The sequence below is a fragment of the Idiomarina sp. X4 genome, from assembly GCF_002808045.1.
Classification (GTDB): domain Bacteria; phylum Pseudomonadota; class Gammaproteobacteria; order Enterobacterales; family Alteromonadaceae; genus Idiomarina.
On record NZ_CP025000.1, the window covers coordinates 2,109,958 to 2,131,813 of the forward strand.

Consider the following 21,856-nt stretch of genomic DNA (forward strand, 5'->3'; position numbering starts at 1 on the left):
TCCACCAAGCTTAACACTTCCTTTCCCCTTATTTTCTATAGCTGTGCTATGGTTTTCTTATCTGAGAAGCATAGAGAGCCAAGATGTTTGAAATTATTTACCTTTCTTTAGCGATATTACTGGCTGTGCTGACGTTAGCGCCGTTGTCGTGGTCGCAGGTTTGGTGGATTCGCGGGTTGGATTTTCCGCGTTTGCAGCTTTCGGTGCTGCTTGGGGTACTGTTGGTCATTGGCTTTGTGGTTATACGTGACTGGACGTCGGTCACTGCGGTGGCTATGGGGCTGATCATTGGTTGTCTTGTTTGTCAGCTATGGTGGGTGGTGCCTTACACGGTATTTTTTCCCAAAGAGGTGAAGGCGGTGAATAAGCGTGGGACAGACGGTCGGCTTCGGGTAATGACGGCGAATGTGCTGACGCCTAATCGTAACAGTGACCGACTTATTCAGTTAGTTCGGGATTATACGCCGGATGTTCTGGTGACGCTTGAGTCTGATGCATGGTGGGGTAAGCAGTTAGAAGCTATTGAAGAGAACTACCCTCATACGGTTAAGGTGCCTCTGGACAACCTTTATGGTATGCACGTCTACTCGAGGTTGCCATTGTCTGACGTTAGTGTTGAATACTTAATTGAGGATGATAAGCCGTCGATACATTGCTTTATTGAATTGCCAACAGGCCAAAGGGTCAAAGCACACTTTGTGCATCCGGCACCGCCGAGTCCAACGGAAAATGAGGAGTCGGAAGAACGTGACGGTGAGCTGCTTTTGGTTGCCCGACAGGTTGAGCCTGATAAGCATCCAACGATAGTTACTGGTGACTTGAACGATGTGGCGTGGTCGAGAACGACACTGCTCTTTCGAAAGGTAAGCGGTCTGTTAGACCCGCGTGTGGGGCGGGGCATGTTTAACACGTTCCACGCGGACTATTGGTTTGCTCGCTGGCCGCTTGATCATATTTTTCATAGTCACCACTTTGCGCTGGTCTCAATGACTCGCTTACCTAGGTTTGGCTCTGACCACTTCCCGCTACTCACGGAACTGGCTCTTGCGCCGGGTGAAAATGGTATTAATGACGGCCCTTCGCCTGACGAAGAAGACAAAGAAGCTGCAGATGAAATCGTCAAAAAGGCTATGGCTTAAGCTTTTTCTTAAAATGAATACGCTGTACTAGTAATCCGGTAATGATGAGCGCTAAGCCTACAATAGTGCTGACATAAATGGTTTCGCCAATAATTGCTGACAGTAGTAGCAGTGAAATAAACGGCGATACAAAAATCAGGTTGCTAATAAGTGCGGTGTTAGTGGCTGTTTTCATGGCTTTTAGCCAAAACAAAAACGTAATACCCATCTCAAATAACCCGACATAACTGACAGCCGCCCAGCCTTGCCAGGGGATATTGGACCAGTCGCTCCATATAAAGCTGGCAACAATTAAAACCGGCAGAGCTAAACCAAAGGATAAAACCAGGCTAACAACAGAATCAGCATTGCGCCGGGTGTTCAGTATCCAGTAACCGGCCCACAGGAAGGTTGATATTAAGGCTAATAAAACACCCCAGGGGTTGCTAAAGCTCATGCCTAAAATATCGCCTCGTGTTGCGATAACTAATACACCCAAATAACCCAGTGCACAGGCTACCCAGTCGCGGCGACGGATATGCTGCTTTAAGAATAAGGCCGCCATAATACTGAGTGCTATTGCCCAGGTGTAATTCAGGGGTTGAGCTTCGGAGGCAGGTAGCAGTTTATAGGCCTGAAAAAGCACCAAATAGTAGATAAGAGGGTTAATAAGCCCCATTAGTACGTAGTACAAGGGCATTTTTCGTAGTTCAAGTAACAACAAGTGAGATTTTTTCTGAATCACACAGACGAGGCTTAAAACAGCAAAGGATACCGCACTGGCGGCTGTCACCATCTGTAACGGCGTCATGTACTCTAGTGTAATTTTAAACGCCGTAGCGACCGTCGACCATAATAAAACGGCGATAATGGCGTAGATAAAGGCGAGTTTATCAGCGGCTATGGTGTGATGGCATGGCGTCCCCTTAACTCATACGTCGATGAGCACTGCAGCTTGTTGGTGTTCAATCCAGAGAAAGGCATTCTGCTGATATCGGCGGGCAAGGTCAATGACTGTTTGTTGACTCAACCCTAAAACCATAAAGCTTTCTTCGGTGGGCCATTGATTGTCGCGATCTTCTCCTGCGCCGTAAAAGTAACGAATGCCTTTTAAATTGCTAATATCTGCTTCTAAAAGTTGATTACGGTCTCGATTTTCGCTAATGCTTAAAAGCGAACTAAGTGGGTTAAAGGCAGTGATAAAGGCTCCGGTTTTACAATTAACGTCACGACATAGCGAGTCAAAATCGCTGTTGATGTCGCCAACGGACAGAGTGATTTTTCGCTCATTCACGACAAACCAGTAGTCGGTATTTTTGTAGTGTTCAAGCAACGTTGTATCCATATTTTGACCATGGCTTAAGCGTTAATTAAAGTAAGAGTGTAACTTTTGCGACAGTGAGATTCTATGAACCCAAGTATTAGTGTTATTACGCTGGGCGTTGATGACTTAAAGCGTGCACTCGCTTTTTATCAGGACGGTTTAGGATGGGAAACGGATGGCATAGTCGGTGAGGATCTTGAAAATGGTGCGGTTGTTTTCTTTAAACTGCCGGGCGGCATAAGGTTGGCTTTGTGGCCGCGTAAAAGCATTGCTGCTGAAATGGGTGTTGATGTTGCTAAAAATGCTAATGAGGTACTGCTGAGCCACAATGTCAGTTCCCGCTCTGAAGTTGATGCCGTCATGAATGAAGCGAAATTGGCAGGAGCAACCACTCTTCATGAGGCTAAAGATTTATTTTGGGGTGGCTACGGCGGTTTCTTCAAAGACCTGGACGGCCATATTTGGGAAGTTACCTGGAATCCGGAGTGGAGCTCCTAGTCTTGGTTAAAGTTATTGTTTTGATTTAGATCAAATATATGTGAGTATTTACTCTAAAATAGAATTTGTTTTGATCTGATACAGGCACCGACGCGTAAAATACTGCATTCAGATGCCCTTATTTGTAGTAGGAATGCCCAGATGCTCTGCGCTAAAACGAAACACCAGCTTGCCAAGACCACCGAAGAGCTTGAGCAGTACAAACAATTAATGAATGCAATTGACAGTAACGTTGCACGTATTGATTTTACCCCTCAGGGCTACGTTTTGAACGCCAATAATCAGTTCTTAGAAACGATGGGTTATAGTCTGGATGATGTGATATCTAAGCATCACAAAATGTTTTGTGAATCGAGCTATTCGTCTTCTCAAGCGTATCGAACGTTTTGGCAGCAGTTGGCAGAGGGCAAGTCGCAACGTGAGCGATTTAAGCGCATTCGCAGTAATGGCGACATTATTTGGTTAGAAGCGACGTACTTTCCCGTTAAAAACGAGAAAGGAGAGGTGGTTTTCATTACGAAAATTGCCAGTGACGTCACTGATGAAGTCACAGCCTTAGAGCAGCAAGCCGCTATTAATACAGCAATTAATAAGTCAATGGCGACGATTGAGTTCTCACCTGACGGAATGATTACCTGGGCAAATGATAACTTTCTGAAAACAGTAGGTTATTCGTTAAGCGATATTACCGGAAAACACCACAAGCTATTTTGTGAACAAAGCTTCTACGATGAGAACCCAGGGTTTTGGCGTGAGCTTGCTAAAGGCGAGTTTAAAACCGGGCGTTTTAAGCGCGTTAGTAAGCAAGGACAACCAATTTGGTTGGAAGCCAGTTATAACCCAATTTTTGATAGTAGTGGTCAAGTTGTGAAAGTCATTAAGTTCGCCAGTGATGTCACGGAGCAAGTGCTCAAAGCCCAACAAACCACTGAAGCAGCGGAAATTGCGTATTCAACGTCTCAGCAAACGGCGATGATAGTGAAAGACGGTAAAGCTTCTATGGATGTCTCGGTGGAAATGTCGAGTGAAATACTCGCTAAAAGCCAGAGAACGGATGCCATTATTGAGCAGTTGCAAGAGCAGGCGACTAGTATTGAAGACATTGTGAAAACGATAAATGCCCTGGCTGATCAAACGAATCTACTGGCGCTAAACGCGGCGATTGAAGCGGCCAGAGCGGGTGAGCATGGGCGTGGGTTTGCTGTTGTTGCTGACGAAGTAAGAAACCTGGCGACTCGAACCACTCAGGCCACTAGCGAAATATCAGGCGTTATGCAGCGAAGCTCTGAAGTTTCTGAAGCCATTTCCTTATCGATTGACGATATTCAGGAAATGGCAAAACGAGGACAAGAGCAAATAGAAAAAGTAAAAGCGGTAATGGACGAAATAGACGAAGGCGCAACGAATGTCGTTAACGCTGTCAGTCATCTGTCATAGCGGTTTTATCGTTTAGCGAGCATTTTTCGTAATAAGCCAGGTAAAAAGCGCTGGAGTAACGGCGCTATTTTGCTCATACCTTTGCCGCTCACCACTTCCGCCTTGTTGGCCTCTATTGCTCGAATAATATCAGAAGCACACTGCTCAGGGCTGATACCGCCAGCGTTGTCGGTGTCTTCCCGGCCTCTTAAAGAGCCGTCACCCGTTAACGCATTATGTGCAATTTTCGTATGCACAAAGCCTGGAAGTATAGTGGTGCAATGTACACCATGCTCAGCCATCTCAGCTCGTAAACAGTCCATATAGCCAATAACTGCAAATTTAGCGCCGGAATAACCACTACGAAGTTTGGTGCCTACTTTTCCAGCGACGCTGGAAACGGTGACGATGTGCCCGTTCTGACGTTCCATCATCCCCGGAAGTACGACTTGATTTAATGCAACAACCGAGAAGTAGTCGACTTCCATTAGTGTTCGGTAAACCGGAAGCTCTGTTTCCATTGCCAGGCTGCGCTGAGAAACGCCGGCATTATTAATTAAAATATCTACCGTTTTACCAGCTAACGCTGACGACGCCGTTTCTTTTGCTTTTTCTGGATAGTTTAAGTCGAGAGCTAAGACGCTGTGAGCATCCGGGTTTGCCAGTGATAAGCGTAACTCCTCCAGCTGAGCTTCACGACGCGAAGTGAGAATAAGCTTTGCGCCTTTTTCAGCGAGTTGGTGTGCCAAAGCCAAACCGATGCCTGAAGAGGCACCGGTCAGCCAGACTGTCTTATTCGCAATAGCGGTCATGGGTTAGCCTGCCGGGTAGGTGTAGCTAGCCTGGAAGCCCAGAGGAATACCGAGTGTCCAGTAGATAACCAGGAACGCTGACCACAACACCAGTAATGAAACGGTGTAAGGCAGCATCATGGAAACCAGCGTGCCTATACCGGTTTTCTTAACGTACCGCTGGCAGTAAACCACAACCAGAGGGAAGTACGGCAGTAAAGGAGTAATAATGTTACTGGACGAGTCGCCCACGCGATAAGCTGCTTGCGTTAAATCGGGCGAGTAACCCAGTTGCATCAGCATAGGCACAAAAATAGGTGAAATAAGCGCCCATTTGGCTGATGCCGAACCTACAAATAAGTTGATGAATGCGACTAAAATAACGATGCCAACCATAGTGACGCCACCTGACAACTCAAGGCTCGCCAGAAAGTTCGCACCTTTTACTGAAATGAGCGTGCCCAGCTGAGAGTCACCAAAGGCTTTAATAAACAGCGCACAGAAGAAGGCCATGACCATATAGTAAGCCATGCCCTCCATTGACTTGGTCATTGCACCGATAACGTCTTGTGAATTGGTGAAGTTACCTGATACGTACCCGTGAACAATACCCGGAATAATAAACAGCAGGAATATTAACGGGACAATCATGCCCATTAGTGGTGCGCCCAAAGAAGCTAATTCACCCGTTTGTGGATCGGCCAGTGGCGAATTTTCTGCTGTCGCTGAAAAGTATAGTAGAACAATGCCAGCCAACATGGTGAAAGAGGCGGCATAAAACGCTTTGCGATCACGTGGAGAGACATCATCAACCGCCGGCATATCGTCAGGATGACCGTCGATTTCAGCGCCGCGCAGACGCGGCTCAACGACCTTGTCAGTCAGGAACCAGCCAATAGCGACCACCACAATGGAAGACGCTGCCGTAAAGAAGTAGTTATTTAACGGGTTCAGTTGAATGTCAGCATCAATAATTTGCGCCGCGCTTTGGGTAAAACCTTGCAGTAAGGGGTCAATAGCGGAAGGCACAAAGTTAGCACTGAAACCTCCGGAAACCCCGGCGAATGCGGCTGCAATACCGGCCAGCGGATGACGACCTGCCGCATAGAAGATAACGCCACCTAACGGAATGACCAACACGTAGCCCGCGTCGACGGCAGTGTGGCTGACAATAGCCACCAAAATAAGCATTGGTGTGAGTAAGGTTTTTGGCGTTACGTTCAGCATAAGCTTAATGGCTACGTCAATATAACCTGAGCGTTCAGCCACACCGACCCCCAGCATTGCCAGCAATACAACGCCTAACGGCGCAAAGCCCATAAAGGTATCGACCATGTTGGCCAAAAATGCGGTTATTTCAGGGCCGCTGAGCAAATTAGTAACGCTAATAGCTTCGCCGGTTAGTGGGTGAGTTTCGTCAAAGCTAACGCCTGACATCGCCCAGGACATGATCCAAACAATAATGAGTAAGCCGAAGAACATAACGGCCGGGTCAGGAAGCTTATTGCCGACTTTTTCTACGCCGTCGAGCATGCGGTTGAGCAGACTGTTCGGTTTTTCCTTTTGCGAACGATCCGGTTGAGGAGATTGAGCCATGGTATATTCCGGATTGTTATTTTATTGGTCTAATTATTATCCGCAGGTATCATAACCATTATTTAGTGTCTGAACAAAGCAACAAGGTGAAAATTTCCCCATGATTTGTGGTGTCGATGAAGCGGGCAGAGGTCCTATTGCAGGGCCGGTTGTCGCCGCTGCGGTTATTCTTGATCCTGAACGTCCTATTGAAGGGCTCAATGACTCGAAAAAGTTGAGTGAGAAAAAGCGTGCAAAGCTCAGCACAGAGATAAAAGAAAAAGCCCTGTACTGGGCGATAGCGCAGTCTGATCCGGACGAGATTGAACAAATCAATATACTCTGGGCAACGATGAAAGCCATGCAGCGTTCCGTGGAAGCCTTGCCGGTGGCCCCAAGTAAGGTATTGATTGATGGTAACCGCGTTCCCGAATTGAATGTACCCGCCGAAGCTATTGTGGGCGGTGACGCCAGTGAAGCTTGTATTGCCGCCGCCTCTATTTTGGCGAAAGTTGAGCGGGACCGGCAAATGCTCGAATGGCACGAGCGCTATCCGGAATACGAGTTTCATAAGCACAAAGCGTACGGAACGGCGCGCCACATTGAGTTATTAAAAAAGTATGGACCGTGTCCTATTCACCGGCGCGACTATAAGCCGGTTCGTGAGGCCTTGGCTAACTTGTGATTTTATCTCCCAAGCCTTAAAATATCGGCTCTTTCCGTTATTTCTAAATTGATAAGTTGGAACACCACCATGCAGTCTATTCCTCACGTCGATATGCGACGTTATCATGATAATTTCGATGCTTTTACTCAGGATGTTGGGCAGGGCTATGAAAAATATGGCTTTATTGCACTCACCCAGCATGGTGTTGATACTGCGCTTATTGAACGTGCGTTGGACACGTGTCGTGAGTTATTCGCACTGCCGGACGAAGTGAAAAAACAATATCACCGTCCCGGAGAAGGTGGCGCGCGCGGCTATACGCCATTTGGCACAGAAATAGCCAAAGACGCAGAGCACGTGGACTTAAAAGAATTCTGGCACGTTGGTCGAGAAGTAGAGGGTACGCCTGCGTATCCGCAACTATTACCGAATGTCTGGCCAGCAGAGTTACCAAAGTTTAAAGACGACATGCTAGCTATCTATGAAGCATTGGATAAGTTGGGTAACCAGGTGCTGGATGCGTTGGCTGTATACTTAGGCCAGCCTAAAGACTTTTTTCGCGACAAAGTGAATAACGGCAACTCTATTTTGCGCCCATTGCACTACCCGCCTATTATTGATGAAGACACACCGTCGGTGCGTGCAGGCGCACACGAAGATATTAATGTTCTGACTTTATTGGTTGGCTCGAGGGAGCCGGGGTTAGAAGTCTTAGCAAAAGACGGTAGTTGGGTACCTGTGACTATTATCGAAGGTGCGATTATTTGTAACGTGGGCGATATGCTTCAGCGTTTAACCAACCATGTATTACCGTCGACGACGCACCGAGTGGTTAATCCGCCGGCGCCGTATAATGAAAAGTCGCGTTATTCAATTCCGTTCTTTTTACACTTTAATCCGGACGTGATGATAACGCCGCTTGAGAGCTGTATTACAGCCGAGAACCCGCAGCGAGACGAACCGATTACGGCAGATGATTATTTAATGCAGCGTTTGCGTGAAATTGGTCTGATTAAAGACTAACAGCAACCCACACGAAGGAGTATGCAGGTGAATAAGAACAAGCGTCTTTTCAGTCAGCTAGCGCGTGGTATCGCTATCGTTTTCGGCTCTGCGGCCGTGCTCAGTTGCGTGTCTGCGCCTGAACCAATGCCCAAAAGCGAAAATTTCGAGCTGACGGTGTTGCATGTCAACGACCACCACTCAACGTTAGACGCAAAGCAGCAAACGCTGGTATGGGCTGACCAGGAGTGGCAGGTAGAAGCCGGTGGCTTTCCACGTGTTGGCGCGCAGATAAAAGCGCTAAGAGCCGCTAATGATAATGTTCTTACCCTGCATGCCGGAGACGCGGTAACCGGCAGCCTGTATTTTACGTTGTTTGGCAGTGAAGCCGATGCCCGCATGATGAATAACGTTTGCTTCGATGCGTTTACCATAGGTAATCACGAGTTTGACACGGGTGACGCAGGTCTTGCCAAGTTTTTACAGCAGCTGGGTTCACCTCAGTGTCAGACGGCTAAACTGAGTGCCAATATACAACCCGAAGTGGGTCAGTCACCGCTGGCGCCAGATAATCAATGGCAAATGTTTAAGCCTTACACCATTGTTAAGCGTGGTGGTGAAGAGGTGGCGATTATTGGCTTAACCATTGCCAGTAAAACCAAAAAATCCTCACAACCGGATAAAAGTACTGAGTTTTTAGACGAACTTGAAACGGCACAAAAATACATTGCTGAGGTTCAGCAGCAGGGCGTTGAAAAAATTGTTTTGCTGACGCACATTCAATATGAGCGCGATAAGGAACTGGTTCAACAATTGACTGGCGTCGATATTGTTATTGGTGGTGACTCTCATACCTTACTCGGTGACTTTAGCGAGTTTGGAATGACTGCCGCTGACTCTTATCCGACAGAGCTTACCAATGTAAACGGCGAAAAAGTCTGCGTTGTTCAAGCGTATCAATATTCGTTGGTGGTGGGAGAATTAAAAGCAACATTTGATGGCGACAAAATAGCAGAGTGCGGCGGTCGTCCACATTATCTGTTGAGTGAAGATATTCAATTAGCTGATGGTATCGTGACGACTTATGAACCGATTAAAACAGCGTTGAGAGAAAGTGGTGTTTACAGTTTTGTCCAACCCGATCCGGAACTTCAATCGATATTGGATGACTACCGAAGCAAGGTCGATGACTTCTCGGCTGAAGTGATAGCGAATGTGCCTGAGCAAATCTGTTCTCAACAAGTCGATAAAAGCCGTCGTGCCGGCTGTGCGCAGGTAATCAGCTCAGGCGCTCACCGAGTGGTGGCTGAAGCGTTTCTACACTCGGTACCGGAAGCTGACTTTGCGATTCAAAATGGTGGCGGAGTTCGTTCTGACATTGCCGAAGGCGACTTTACGGTGGGTGATGCCTTTACCGTATTACCGTTCGCAAATACCTTAGTGAAATTAGAGCTGACAGGCTCCGAGTTTAAGCAGGCAATGGAAGAAGCCTTAGCCTATGCTGTTTCCGATGGTGGCTCCCAAGGAGCTTACCCTTACGGGGCTGGTATTCGCTACTCAGTCGATTTAACCGAAGAAACCGGCTCTCGCGTATCTAACCTAGAAGTGTGGGATAAAGGCAGCCAGAGTTGGCAGCCGATGTCGGCGCGAGCCACTTATATTTTGGTGACGAATAGTTTTATTGCCGGCGGTCAGGATGGCTGGGACACTTTTTATCGTGTCAGTGAACGAGGCCGCGCCCGTAATACAGGCATAGACTATGCCCAGTCGTTAGTTAATTATGCGCGAGCGCAGGAAGTCTTGCAGCGACCTGATGAGTTCGCAACTCAAGCCTACACACCTTTAGAGGACAAATAGTGGCTCATTCATTTGAGCCAAGACCGGTCTCCGATAACGCCAGATTCGATTTTATTGTTGTCATTCTGGCGTTACTTACGGCGTTTGCGCCGCTGTCTATTGATATGTACCTGCCGGCGTTTAGCGCGATTGCCAGTGACTACGCGACCGACACTCATCACGTTGAGCTATCACTAACCGCATTTTTCTTTGGCTTGTTTATAGGGCAACTACTGTACGGCACGGCCACGGATAAATTTGGCCGTAAAAACCCATTGTATATTGGCTTAGCCATCTATGTGTTGACCTCTATTGCCTGCGCTTATGCCCCAGATATTCAGTGGTTGATTGTGCTGCGGTTTTTCCAGGCCATAGGCGCTTGTGCAGGCATTGTTATTGCCCGGGCTGTCGTGCGTGATCTCTATACACCGCAAGCGTCAGCACGAGTCTTCTCGTTTTTAATTCTTGTCATGGGGGTTGCGCCTATACTGGCGCCATTGTTCGGTGCTTATATTACCGAATGGATGGGGTGGCGAGCTCTGTTTCTCATTGTCGCTGCCTTAGGTGTCGCTTCCGCAGTGACAATTCACTTTGTGCTGCCGGAAACTCGCGGTCGCCGTTATGACGTGCGTATGCGCCATACCGGCACTACTTACTGGGCGGTATTCAGAGACCCTTCCTTCTTGCGCTATTCTCTTACCGGTGCTATCGCCCAGTCGGGATTATTTGCTTACATTACCGGCTCACCGAAAATGTTTATTGAAATTTTTGGGCTGGATCCGACGCATTACAGTTGGCTATTTGGTGTCAATGCCATTGGTATTATCGGCTTTTCTCAGTTAAATGGCTGGTTATTGAAGTACTATTCTTCCCGGAAAATATTGAATGTTTCTTTGCCAATACTGGCAATTGTGTCGACCGTTATGTGTGTCATGGCCTATATTAATGCCAGCTTTTGGGGCATTTTACTGCCTTTATTCGCTTATATTTCAACGCTGGGTTTGGTCTTTCCGAACGCTATGGCGGGCGCCCTAGCGGAGCAACAGGAACGCGCTGGTTCAGCGTCTGCGGTTACCGGAAGTTTACAGTTCTTAATTGCAGGTTTAGTGTCAGCCGGTGTGAGTCAAGCAGGGGGCTTCACGGACTACGCAATGGCATGGATAATAGGCGTGGCCGGCTTATTAGCAGTACTAGCGTACCGTGTAATGCGCCGGCCAGAATAACCAGTTATCCGTAATAGGTGGGGGCTGCCGGACCAACCGGTAGTCCAAAGCCAAATACCCAAATAAAGAACAACACGGTCCATCCTAAGAAGAAAATCATTGAGTAAGGCAGCATCATAGCGACCAATGTCCCAATACCTAAGTTTTGCTTATAGCGGGCAGCAACAGCCAGTATTAAGCCAAAGTAACTCATCATGGGCGTTATCACGTTAGTGACCGAGTCTCCGATACGATAAGCCGCTTGAATCACTTCCGGTGAGTAACCAATAAGCATCAGCATAGGTACGAAAATTGGGGCAGTGATAGCCCATTGCGCGGACGCTGAGCCCAGCATTAGGTTTACAAAGCCGCAGACCATAATGAAAAACACAAAAATGAGTGGTCCAGTCATGCCGATGTTGGTTAAAAACTCCGCGCCATTGATAGCGAAAATGGTGCCAAAGTTGGTCCATTTAAAGAAGTTAACGAACTGAGCGGCGAAAAATACCAGCACGATATACATACCCATCGTGCCCATGCTGTGCGACATCGCATCAATGACGTCACGGTCGTTCTTCATCGTTTTTACGACTCGACCATAAACAAAGCCTGGAATGGCGAAGAAGAAGAAAATGTAAACCACTACGCCTTTTAAGAAAGGAGAGCCTTTCACATCACCGGTTTCAGGGTGGCGAAGAATACCCCATTCAGGTACCACTGTTAATGCAAGAATACCAGCTAGGACTAACGCACTTACGCCGGCCAGCTTCAAACCGCGTTTCTCCATAATATTGAGTGGTTCCATCGATGACTGATCGGATAAATCAATGGACGCTTCGTCCTTATTGTATTTACCCAGCTTAGGTTCAACGATTTTGTCGGTAATGACCGCACCCATAATGGCAATAAGGAAGGTGCTTATCATCATAAAATACCAGTTGGCTTCAGCGCCCACGGTATAGTTTTCGTCGACTATTTTTGCTGCTTCCTGAGTGATGCCGGAAAGTAATGGGTCAACGGTACCTATTAATAAATTGGCGCTATAGCCCGCCGAAACGCCAGCGAACGCGGCTGCCAGACCAGCGAGTGGGTGGCGACCCAGGCCATAGAAGATCATAGCCGCTAAAGGTACGAGAACAACATAACCTAACTCTGATGCGGTATTCGAAATAACGCCCGCAAAAACGACCGTCACCGTAATAAGCTTAGGCGGGGCTTTCATAACCAAGCCACGCATAGCCGCAGAAATCAGCCCGGAACGCTCAGCCACACCAACACCTAATAAAGCGACAAGCACCGTTCCCAATGGCGTAAAACCAGTAAAGTTAGTGACCAGGTTTGTCACAATTTTTTGTATGCCTTCGGCATTTAAAAGACTAACCGCCTGAATGACCGTTTCGCCGTCGCGAGGGTCAATAGCGCTAACGCCAAAATAGGCGGCCACACCGCTGGCAACAATAACCAGTAAACAAAAAATTGCGAATAAGGTGATAGGGTGAGGCAACAAGTTGCCTAACCATTCAACCATATCGAGGAATCGGGTAAACCAGCCGCGCTTACTGGTCTCTGAATAGCCATTATTGGAAGACTGCATAGCTTTCGCCTTTATTATTTTAACGTCATAATTTAAAAATCAGCGCCGAATTCTAGCATAAAAAAAAGGCGACTCTGCAAAACAGAGTCGCCTTATTGGTTTTCGAGTGCTTAACGTTTTAAGCTGCGTCACTCTCTTTCAAGTTTTTCAGCGCATAATCAAACGCCGCTTTACCCGCTAGTAAGTCTTCCGGCGCAAAGTCGTCAACATTGATAGTACGTAAACGGCCTTCTTCCGTTTTTTCCAGAAGGGCGACTTCGTCATCGCTTAGTACGCCCAATTCTCTACCTTTAGCGGCAATCTGATCTAACTGAGTAAAGCTGAAACGTTTACCGGCTGCCTTGCAAACTTTGTCGTACAGTGGCTCAGCAGCAATAACGTTCTTCAGTGTTTCTTCTAAGAAACCAAAGTGACCTTCAGGGCTCAGGAACTGGCCTTTACCCAGGCGAGTACGTACGTCATTAGGTGACATCAACATACGCGCAATTTTGTGGTCGTTCTTGTCGCTTGGACGCTTAGCAATACGGCCTAACGGGAACATGATGGCGCGCATGACAGAGCCAATACCACCAAAGTTTTCCAGCATAGACAACTGTGCTTCCTGAAGCTTATTCAGAGTGTCCTGCATAGCCCAATGCATCAGTGGCAAGTCTTCTTTAATTTGTCCTTCATCATGGAAACGTTTCAAAATTGCAGAGCCAATGTATAGGTAGCTCAACATATCGCCTAAGCGAGCCGATACACGCTCTTTACGCTTCAGGCTGCCACCAAGCACGCCCATAGCTACATCAGACAGCAATGCCATATTGGCACTGAAACGGTTCATTTGCTGGTAGTACTTACGTGCAGGGCCGCTTACAGGCACTGAACTTAAGCGATGACCACCAAAGCCGTAAAACACTGAGCGCATAAAGTTGCTTGCGGCAAAACCGATATGACCAAACAAAGCGTTATCGAACTTCTTAAGCGCTTCAGGGCCTTGTTCTGCTGACGCTTCCATTTCTTTTAATACGTAAGGATGGCAGCGAATGGCGCCCTGACCGTAAATCATCATGTTACGAGTCAGAATGTTCGCGCCTTCAACGGTAATGGCAACCGGTACGCCTTGGTAACCACGACCTAAGTAATTGTTTGGACCTAAACAGATGCCTTTACCGCCATGAATATCCATCGCGTCGTCCATGCAGGCGCGCAATTTCTCGGTCATGTGGTATTTAGCGATAGCACCGATAACGGAAGGCTTCTCGCCTAAGTCGATGCCTTTAGTGGACAGAGTCGTCACCGCATCCATTAGATAAGCATTACCTGCGATGCGAGCCATTGGCTCTTCAACGCCTTCCATTTTACCAATCGGTAGCTTGAATTGGCGACGAATGCGTGAGTACGCACCTGTTGCCAGAGCAATCGACTTAATACCGCCGGCACTGTTTGATGGCAGAGTAATAGATCGGCCTACTGATAAACACTCAACCAGCATACGCCAGCCTTTACCGGCATTTTTCTGGCCGCCAATAATGTAGTCTAACGGTACGAATACATCGTTACCGCGAATCGGACCATTCTGGAACGGTACGTTCAGCGGGAAATGACGACGACCAATTTCAACGCCTTTGGTGTCACGAGGAATCAGTGCACAGGTAATGCCCAGTTCTTTTTCTTCGCCGATTAAGCCGTCAGGATCGTACATTTTGAAAGCCAGACCTAACACTGTCGCAACCGGCGCCAGTGTGATATAGCGCTTATTGAAGTTCAGCTTAATACCAACGATTTCTTCGCCGTTCCACTCGCCTTTACAGACAACACCTGAGTCAGGAATCGCTCCGGCGTCAGAACCTGCTTCCGGGCTGGTTAATGCGAAACACGGGATTTCGTCACCACTTGCCAAGCGTGGCAGGTAATGATCCTGCTGTTCTTTAGTACCATAGTGTTGCAGCAATTCGCCCGGACCTAATGAGTTAGGTACACCGACCGTCGATGCTAGTACTGTGCTAACACCGGCAAGCTTTTGCAAAACGCGAGACTGCGCGTACGCCGAAAACTCCAGACCACCGTATTCTTTTTTGATGATCATCGCGAAGAACTTATTGTCCTTCAGATACTGCCATACGTGCTCAGGCATATCGGTTAGCTCATGCGTGACTTCCCAGTCATCCAGCATTTTGCAGACTTCTTCGCATGGGCCATCTAAAAAGGCTTGCTCTTCTGCGGTCAATTCTGCTTTTGGCACATCTAATAGCTTTTTCCAGTCAGGGTCGCCGCTGAATAAGTCGCCGTCCCACCAAACCGTACCGGCTTCTAACGCATCGCGTTCGGTGTCAGACATTTCTGGCATGACTTTGCGGTACGCTTTAAGAATTGGCTTAGTTAGCAAGTTCAGGCGAACGGGTGCTAAATTAAGAGGAATTAAGATAACGGCAAGAATTGTCCACAGCACAGGGCCGACAATTTCCAGTACGTTACCAATAGCAAACATAGCGACCATGCCCACGCTGAATAACAGTAGGCTGGCGCGCTTGTAAATGAGAGCTGCCGCAACAATAACGGTAGCGATAATCCAAAGTGCAATACTCATAGTGTAATACTCCGATTTGGAGGTCTGACCAGTTATACTGTGCAAGTTAGATCAACCAGACATTATTTTCAAGAAAAATTTGAACGCGCGTTTGAATTTTCTGTCAATGTAAGTATCCAGTTGTCACGGCGAATGGAGTGGTGATGTTAAAACGGACAATGTATTTTTTAATGGCTTCTACTGTACTGAGTTTCTCTCAGCTTGCGCCAGTTCACGCAGACGATACTGCAAAAGCAACTCAGGGCATTAACGATACCATGAAACCTTATGAAGCAAACTACGTTATTACGCGTGGTGATAGTGAATATGGTGAGGGCTATCGATACTTAGAAGTGTCGCCTGACAACGAGTGGCAGTTGCGCACAAAATCTGACATTTCCTGGTTCATTTTGTCGGACACAAGAGAAGCTCGGTCTGTCTTTATTGTGGATGATGAAAATAACCGACTGGAGCCCCGCGAGTTTATTTACATGCGTACGGGAACCGGATCAGACAAGTCTTTTCATGGTGAATTCCGAGCAGATGATAAGACGGTTCGCAATGTCGATACTGGTCGCATGCTCGACATTAACTGGAAAGACGCTTTATTTGATGAAGCCAATGTAACAGAGCAGCTGCGCATAGACCTGGCTCGAGGAGCTAAAACGTTTGAGTATCGACTGGTTGATGAAAAAGGCCGGGAAGATGAGTATCGTTTTAGAGTGATGGCCGACAGTGAACTACTAAAACTGCCGTATGGCGAGGTTGAAGCGATAAAAGTAGGGCGAATTCGTGACAACAATCGCCGCCAGACGTTTTTTTGGTTTGCCCCCGAATTAAACTACGTGATGGTTAAAATGCAGCAATTCAAAGAAGGTGACGAACAAGCCACCATGTCTTTGAGAAGTTTAGATATGTGATCAATTTACTCCGAGGCGTAGCCCTGGGCCCCTAAGACTTCACCGTCTAAGGTTACGCGGCCGCCTTCGAGTTTTACACGTTCCTGACAGAACCAGTTGACCACGAGTGGATAAATACGGTGCTCTTGTTCGTGCACCCGGGCTTGAACTTCGTCGACTGTGTCGCCTTCAAAAATAGGTACTTTGGCTTGTAATACGACCGGACCGCCATCGAGTTCTTCGGTGACGAAATGGACGCTTACGCCATGCTCGGCGTCGCCAGCATCTAATGCCCTCTGGTGAGTATTTACACCTTTGTATTTCGGCAAAAGAGAAGGGTGGATGTTGAACATGCGACCTTCGTAATGGCGCGTGAAGTCACCAGTAAGTATTCGCATAAAGCCAGCTAAGACGACTAAATCGGGCTGGTAGCTATCAATTAACGCTTTAAGTTCAGCATCGTAAGCCTCGCGTGAATCAAATTCTCTGTGGCTCAGCACTTCCGTGCTAATACCCTTGGCTGCGGCTTTTTCCAGACCTTTCGCGGAAGCTTTATTAGAAATGACCGCAACCACTTCACCGGCAACTTTACCCTCTTCACAGGCTTGTTGAATTGCCTGCATATTACTGCCGGTGCCTGATATCAGTACAACAATGCGTTTCATTAGTGCGTCTCGTCGGCCAGAATATCGACTTGTTCTTCACCTTCCAACGCATTGGCTATGCGGCCGATTTTCCACGCATCTTCGCCAGCGTCGGTCAGTATCTGAATGGCTTTATTGGCTTGGTCATTAGGCACGGCAATAACCATACCCACACCGCAGTTAAAAGTGCGGTACATTTCTTTCATACTGACGTTGCCGTTGTCTTTCAACCAGTCAAAAATAACTGGCCAGTCCCAGCTGTTACCGTCAATAACGGCTTTACTGCCCTTTGGAAGGACTCGTGGAATGTTTTCCCAGAAGCCGCCACCGGTAATGTGTGACAAGGCATGCACAGGAACATGCTTAATCAGTTCAAGCACCGATTTAACATAAATGCGAGTAGGCTCTAATAAATGATCCGCTAGCGTTTTGCCTTGTAGGTGAGACTCTAAGTCGGCACCACTTACTTCAATAATCTTACGAATCAGGGAGTAGCCGTTTGAGTGCGGGCCGCTTGACGCTAGTGCAATTAAGGCATCGCCGTCAGCAACTTTGGTGCCGTCGATAATGTCTGACTTTTCGACAACCCCAGTACAAAAGCCCGCTAAGTCGTAGTCGCCATGTTCGTACATGCCCGGCATTTCTGCCGTTTCTCCGCCGATAAGTGCGCAGCCTGACTGTTCACAGCCGTCACCAATGCCTGCGACGACGTCAGCAGCAACGTCAACATCCAGCTTTCCTGTTGCGTAATAGTCTAGGAAAAACAGCGGCTCTGCGCCTTGCACAATAAGGTCGTTAACACACATCGCGACTAAGTCGATTCCGACACCGCGATGGCGTTTAAGGTCAATAGCTAAACGTAATTTTGTACCAACACCGTCCGTACCTGAGACTAAAACGGGTTGCTTGTATCCTGCTGGAATTTCACAAAGTGCGCCAAACCCACCAATGTTACCCATTACTTCTGGTCGATGCGTGCGTTTCGTCACGCCCTTGATACGGTCAACCAATGCATTACCAGCGTCAATATCGACGCCCGCGTCTTTGTAACTTAAAGAAGGTTTGTTATCGCTCACAGAATTATCCCGACAGGCAAAAAATTTGCGCGCAAGTTTAACACGATTTGTGGTACAAAAGGTAGTCTGAAGCCTGAGGTTATTAGCTCAGGAACTTTATTACGAGGTGCGCTCTAAGTATGGCTTCTCAAAGCTATAAAATAACCTGTGCTCAATCGCTTCATCTGGATGCCGTGGCAACGCTAGAAGCGAAAACCTACCCTGAAGATGCTATCAGCAAGCGTAGCTTCCGCCGCTTTATTGAGTCCGAAACGGCCGACTTTTTTGTACTTGAAGTGAACGGCAACGTCGAAGGTTATGTTGTGGTGTTGTATCGCAACAACACCAACTTGGCTCGTTTGTATGCGCTGGTGGTCAGTGAGCGTTGTCGTCATAAAGGCTACGGGCGTTTATTGCTTCATAAAGGCGAAGAGTTAGCTGACGAACGGCATTCTTTATTTTTACGTACCGAAGTGGCGGTGTCTAATAAGGTCGCTCAAAAACTACTTATTGGTGATGGGTTTCACTCTATAGAGTTGCGTGAAGCCTACTTTCCGGTGACTCAGGCACAGTCGAGTGACGCGCTTGTGCTGCAAAAACTCCTACCACGCTATGAACTCGGCGAAGATGCCGGTGTGGGTGCTACCGAAACCTACGTTCCTATGTTAACCCAGTCAACAGAGTTCACCTGTGGACCGGCAAGCTTACTAATGGCGCTTGATTACTTTGGCTACCCAAGTCATGACCCGCAATCAGAAGAGCTGGAGATTTGGCGCGAAGCAACCACTATTTATATGACCTCTGGACACGGCGGTTGCGGGCCTTATGGATTAGCTCGCGCAGCGTTAAAAAGAGGCTTGAATGTTCGTGTTGAGGTGAATACTGATCAGCCATTGTTTGTCGATTCGGTAAGGCATGAGCAGAAGAAAGCTGTTATTGAGCGAATACAGCAAGTCGATATCGGTTATTTGCGTGAAAGAAATGTAGCCGTGTCCGTAGGCGATTACACACTAGAGTCGTTGTGTCGTGACTTGGCGGCCGGGGCGTTGGTCATGGCGCTTATTTCAACCTATTTGTTTGACGGCATTCGAGCACCCCATTGGGTTCTGATATGCGCCGCAGACGACGATTTTGTTTATATTAATGACCCCGATTACGATACCTTACCCTGGCAGTCACCGACAGAAAGACAATACCTACCGATACCGGTCAAAACGTTCAGTAAAGCCTTTGGATATGGCGGCAAGAAGCAAAAAGCGGCGGTGATTCTGTTGGTTAAAAATAGGTAAAGTGATCAAATCACCTTGAAATCTCCGTAAATATGCACAAAGTCATAGTTTAGTTCCTAACAAAAAAGGATTCCGTATGAGCTCTGCATTTGATGATTTCGAGTTAAAAGGCCACAAGTTTGATAATCGATTTGTGGTTGCGCCAATGACCCGCACCAGTGCTGATAAAAAAGGTAAGCCAACCGAGCTTATGGGTGAATACTACGAGCGATTCGCTAAAGGTGGCTGGAGTATGATTATCAGTGAAGGTGTTTATACCGACCGTCAGGCAAGCCAGGGTTATATTAATCAGCCGGGTATTACTGATGCACCGCAAACCGATGCCTGGAAAGAAATTGTTGAAAAAGTACATGAGCACGACTGCAAATTTATTTTACAGCTGATGCACGCAGGCGCCCAGTTCCAACACAATGAATATACGGACACGCCGATCGCGCCAAGTGCCGTACAGCCTAAAGGTGAGCCATTGAGTTTATATGGTGAAACTGACGGCTGGCCAGAAGTGAAAGCAATGGACGAAAGCGACTTCGATGCGGTCATGCAAGGCTTCGTTGGCGCCGTGAAGCGCGCAGAAGAGGCAGGGTTTGACGGTATTGAGCTGCATGCCGCCAATGGTTACTTGCTGAATGAATTTTTAAGTGACTACTTCAACCAACGTGAAGACCAATGGGGTGGCAATATTGGTAAGCGTATTAAGTTTGTTGAAATGGTTGCAAAAGCGGCGAAAGCAGCGGCAAAAGATGATTTCATTGTTGGTATTCGCCTGGGCCAAATTACGGTGACCGACCCGGATTACCAGTGGCCGGAAGGCGAAGACGCGATGATAAAGCTGGTGAAAGCCTTGAAAGAGGCTGGAATAGACTATATTCATACAACGGACACCGACGTAAATCGTAAGCCATTTAAAGGTGGCAGTGCGAAGACGCTGGCGGAAATTGTGCAGGAATTCAGCGATATTCCGTTGATAGTTAACGGTGGAATTGACCAGACCAATTATGAACACGTAGCCGCGCATTATCCGAACGCTATGTTGGCAGTGGCTAAAGCGGCGTTGGCAAACCCTGACCTCCCGAAGCGTTTGAAGTCAGGTGACAAAATTGAAGATTTAGACTTCGCCATGTTGCAGCCGACAGCAACGCTTGAAAATGAGTGGAAATGGCGAACTGAGCACGATAAACATATAAACGATAAATAAACTTACGTTTAAGTAGAGGTTTTTATGAAAAAAGTAGCGGTACTATTGTCAGGTTGCGGTGTGTTTGACGGCGCTGAAGTGAATGAAGCGGTATTAACTCTGTTGCACCTTACCAAGCAAGGTGCTGCTTATCAGTGTTTCGCTCCCGACGTCGAGCAAATGCACACTATTAATCATTTGAAAGGCGAAGAAAGTGGCGACAAACGTAATGTACTGGAAGAAGCCGCACGCATTGCTCGAGGAGAGGTGAAACCGTTAAGTGAACTGGATGCGTCGGAATTTGATGCCTTGATGTTACCGGGGGGCTTTGGTGTTGCGAAGAACTTTTGTGATTTTGCAGTGAACGGAGCTGAAATGACCGTTAACGAGCAAGTTCTTAAGGTTGGTAAAGCCTTTGTTGATGCAGAGAAGCCTGCAGGTTATATGTGCATTGCCCCTGTTTTGTTACCGCATATTTATGGTAGCGGTGTGAAAGTGACTGTGGGTAATGACCAAGAAGTCGCTGGCGCAATTAATACAATGGGTGGCGAACACGTTGACTGTGGCGTGCGCGATATCGTGGTGGACGACAAGCACAAACTGGTGACAACACCGGCATATATGTTGGCGGATAACTTAGCGGATGCGGAAGAGGGCATTCGCAAATTGGTAGAAAAAGTGCTTTATATGGCCGCTTAAGGTATGAAAGCCTAATAATTCACCGTTTAAGCGCGGAACTTATAGCGCTTAAACGGTGTCTGAGTTATAGTATCGACATTACGTCATTAAGAACTGACAGAAAACTTTGGGGCTGATCAGGATTCGACGGGATACACGAAACCCAAGGTGCATGCCGAGGTGAGGCTGGCCTCGTAAAAAGCCTCAACGTTATAGTTGCAAACGACGACAACTACGCTCTAGCGGCTTAATAACCCGCTAAGCCCGTCCCCCAGCGCTTTGTCTACGAGACTGGATCAGGACGGCTCGACCTAAGGTAGACTCGCGTGGATGCTTTGTCCGGAGCTGAAGCGTTAAACTCAATCGGACTCACCTATGAACGAAGCCTGTTAGTCGGCGTCGCATAGGTTAAACAAAAGACTGACTAAGCATGTAGGACCGAGGATGTAGGTATTGCGGACGCGGGTTCAACTCCCGCCAGCTCCACCAATTCCATAAAAGCCGCTCATCTGAGCGGCTTTTTCTTTTCTTCACACAGCCAAC

The 21,856-nt window shown here is 47.5% G+C and carries 18 protein-coding genes, 1 other RNA gene and 2 pseudogenes; 13 read left to right on the forward strand and 8 right to left on the reverse strand.

Annotation, left to right across the window (positions count from 1 at the left end; translation table 11 throughout):
* The first annotated feature begins 83 nt into the window (after positions 1–83).
* Positions 84–1,139: an endonuclease/exonuclease/phosphatase family protein gene (locus CWC33_RS10185; RefSeq protein WP_100691826.1), complete on the forward strand. Its 1,056-nt coding sequence runs from the start codon at positions 84–86 to the stop codon at positions 1,137–1,139.
* Here CWC33_RS10185 and CWC33_RS10190 read toward each other — a convergent pair.
* A complete protein-coding gene (locus CWC33_RS10190) occupies positions 1,129–2,022 on the reverse strand; it encodes a DMT family transporter (RefSeq protein WP_100691827.1) in 894 nt (297 codons plus the stop codon). The two genes, CWC33_RS10185 and CWC33_RS10190, sit on opposite strands and share 11 nt — an antisense overlap.
* Positions 2,023–2,049: 27 nt before the next feature.
* Entirely contained in the window at positions 2,050–2,463 is a 414-nt protein-coding gene (locus CWC33_RS10195; RefSeq protein ID WP_100691828.1) for a DUF3293 domain-containing protein, read from the reverse strand.
* A 63-nt stretch (positions 2,464–2,526) separates the two neighbouring features.
* Here CWC33_RS10195 and CWC33_RS10200 point away from each other — a divergent pair, with 63 nt between their 5' ends.
* From CWC33_RS10200 to CWC33_RS12815, 3 genes and pseudogenes are all read left to right on the forward strand, one after another.
* The gene (locus CWC33_RS10200; protein WP_100691829.1) at positions 2,527–2,940 is read left to right on the forward strand and encodes a VOC family protein; all 414 of its coding nucleotides are present in this window, start codon (positions 2,527–2,529) and stop codon (positions 2,938–2,940) included.
* A 210-nt stretch (positions 2,941–3,150) separates the two neighbouring features.
* Positions 3,151–3,789: pseudogene (locus CWC33_RS12810) on the forward strand (PAS domain-containing protein); the annotation flags it as partial.
* A gap of 264 nt (positions 3,790–4,053) precedes the next feature.
* Positions 4,054–4,377, forward strand: a pseudogene (locus tag CWC33_RS12815) (methyl-accepting chemotaxis protein); the annotation flags it as partial.
* 5 nt (positions 4,378–4,382) lie between these two features.
* Here CWC33_RS12815 and CWC33_RS10210 read toward each other — a convergent pair.
* Both CWC33_RS10210 and CWC33_RS10215 read right to left on the reverse strand, forming a co-directional pair.
* Positions 4,383–5,168 carry an SDR family oxidoreductase gene (locus CWC33_RS10210; protein WP_100691831.1) on the reverse strand — a complete coding sequence of 262 codons (786 nt, stop codon included), beginning with the start codon at positions 5,166–5,168 and terminating at the stop codon, positions 4,383–4,385.
* A gap of 3 nt (positions 5,169–5,171) precedes the next feature.
* Complete coding sequence (locus CWC33_RS10215) at positions 5,172–6,743, reverse strand: AbgT family transporter (RefSeq protein ID WP_100691832.1); 1,572 nt, start codon at positions 6,741–6,743, stop codon at positions 5,172–5,174.
* Between the two features lie 100 nt (positions 6,744–6,843).
* Here CWC33_RS10215 and rnhB point away from each other — a divergent pair, with 100 nt between their 5' ends.
* From rnhB to CWC33_RS10235, 4 genes are all read left to right on the forward strand, one after another.
* Entirely contained in the window at positions 6,844–7,407 is a 564-nt protein-coding gene (gene rnhB, locus CWC33_RS10220; RefSeq protein WP_088767885.1) for a ribonuclease HII, read from the forward strand.
* A 69-nt stretch (positions 7,408–7,476) separates the two neighbouring features.
* The gene (locus CWC33_RS10225) at positions 7,477–8,412 is read left to right on the forward strand and encodes an isopenicillin N synthase family dioxygenase (RefSeq protein WP_088767886.1); all 936 of its coding nucleotides are present in this window, start codon (positions 7,477–7,479) and stop codon (positions 8,410–8,412) included.
* Between the two features lie 27 nt (positions 8,413–8,439).
* Positions 8,440–10,248: a bifunctional metallophosphatase/5'-nucleotidase gene (locus tag CWC33_RS10230; protein WP_232709788.1), complete on the forward strand. Its 1,809-nt coding sequence runs from the start codon at positions 8,440–8,442 to the stop codon at positions 10,246–10,248.
* Complete coding sequence (locus tag CWC33_RS10235) at positions 10,248–11,450, forward strand: multidrug effflux MFS transporter (RefSeq protein ID WP_100691834.1); 1,203 nt, start codon at positions 10,248–10,250, stop codon at positions 11,448–11,450. The genes CWC33_RS10230 and CWC33_RS10235 overlap by 1 nt, the downstream gene beginning before the upstream one ends.
* A 4-nt stretch (positions 11,451–11,454) precedes the next feature.
* On the opposite strand, the gene CWC33_RS10240 is transcribed toward CWC33_RS10235, so the two are convergent.
* Both CWC33_RS10240 and fadE read right to left on the reverse strand, forming a co-directional pair.
* Positions 11,455–13,023 carry an AbgT family transporter gene (locus CWC33_RS10240; RefSeq protein ID WP_100691835.1) on the reverse strand — a complete coding sequence of 523 codons (1,569 nt, stop codon included), beginning with the start codon at positions 13,021–13,023 and terminating at the stop codon, positions 11,455–11,457.
* A 118-nt stretch (positions 13,024–13,141) separates the two neighbouring features.
* Positions 13,142–15,595 (reverse strand): acyl-CoA dehydrogenase FadE, encoded by a 2,454-nt coding sequence (gene fadE, locus CWC33_RS10245; protein ID WP_100691836.1) that lies wholly within the window; start codon positions 15,593–15,595, stop codon positions 13,142–13,144.
* Between the two features lie 143 nt (positions 15,596–15,738).
* Between fadE and CWC33_RS10250 the strand changes: the two genes are divergently transcribed.
* Positions 15,739–16,494 carry a DUF3108 domain-containing protein gene (locus tag CWC33_RS10250; RefSeq protein WP_100691837.1) on the forward strand — a complete coding sequence of 252 codons (756 nt, stop codon included), beginning with the start codon at positions 15,739–15,741 and terminating at the stop codon, positions 16,492–16,494.
* A 5-nt stretch (positions 16,495–16,499) separates the two neighbouring features.
* On the opposite strand, the gene purN is transcribed toward CWC33_RS10250, so the two are convergent.
* Both purN and purM read right to left on the reverse strand, forming a co-directional pair.
* Positions 16,500–17,138 (reverse strand): phosphoribosylglycinamide formyltransferase, encoded by a 639-nt coding sequence (gene purN / locus CWC33_RS10255; protein ID WP_100691838.1) that lies wholly within the window; start codon positions 17,136–17,138, stop codon positions 16,500–16,502.
* Positions 17,138–18,193 (reverse strand): phosphoribosylformylglycinamidine cyclo-ligase, encoded by a 1,056-nt coding sequence (purM, locus tag CWC33_RS10260; protein WP_100691839.1) that lies wholly within the window; start codon positions 18,191–18,193, stop codon positions 17,138–17,140. Before purM ends, purN begins: the two co-directional genes overlap by 1 nt.
* Before the next feature lie 119 nt (positions 18,194–18,312).
* Here purM and CWC33_RS10265 point away from each other — a divergent pair, with 119 nt between their 5' ends.
* The 4 genes from CWC33_RS10265 to ssrA all read left to right on the forward strand — a co-directional run bounded on the left by CWC33_RS10265 (position 18,313) and on the right by ssrA (position 21,802).
* Positions 18,313–19,461 carry a peptidase C39 family protein gene (locus CWC33_RS10265; protein WP_100691840.1) on the forward strand — a complete coding sequence of 383 codons (1,149 nt, stop codon included), beginning with the start codon at positions 18,313–18,315 and terminating at the stop codon, positions 19,459–19,461.
* A gap of 76 nt (positions 19,462–19,537) precedes the next feature.
* The gene (locus CWC33_RS10270; RefSeq protein ID WP_100691841.1) at positions 19,538–20,656 is read left to right on the forward strand and encodes an NADH:flavin oxidoreductase; all 1,119 of its coding nucleotides are present in this window, start codon (positions 19,538–19,540) and stop codon (positions 20,654–20,656) included.
* 24 nt (positions 20,657–20,680) lie between these two features.
* On the forward strand, positions 20,681–21,334 hold the full coding sequence (elbB, locus tag CWC33_RS10275; RefSeq protein ID WP_088767896.1) for an isoprenoid biosynthesis glyoxalase ElbB: 654 nt from the start codon (positions 20,681–20,683) through the stop codon (positions 21,332–21,334).
* 108 nt (positions 21,335–21,442) lie between these two features.
* Positions 21,443–21,802, forward strand: a transfer-messenger RNA (tmRNA) gene (gene ssrA / locus CWC33_RS10280).
* Positions 21,803–21,856: the final 54 nt, after the last annotated feature.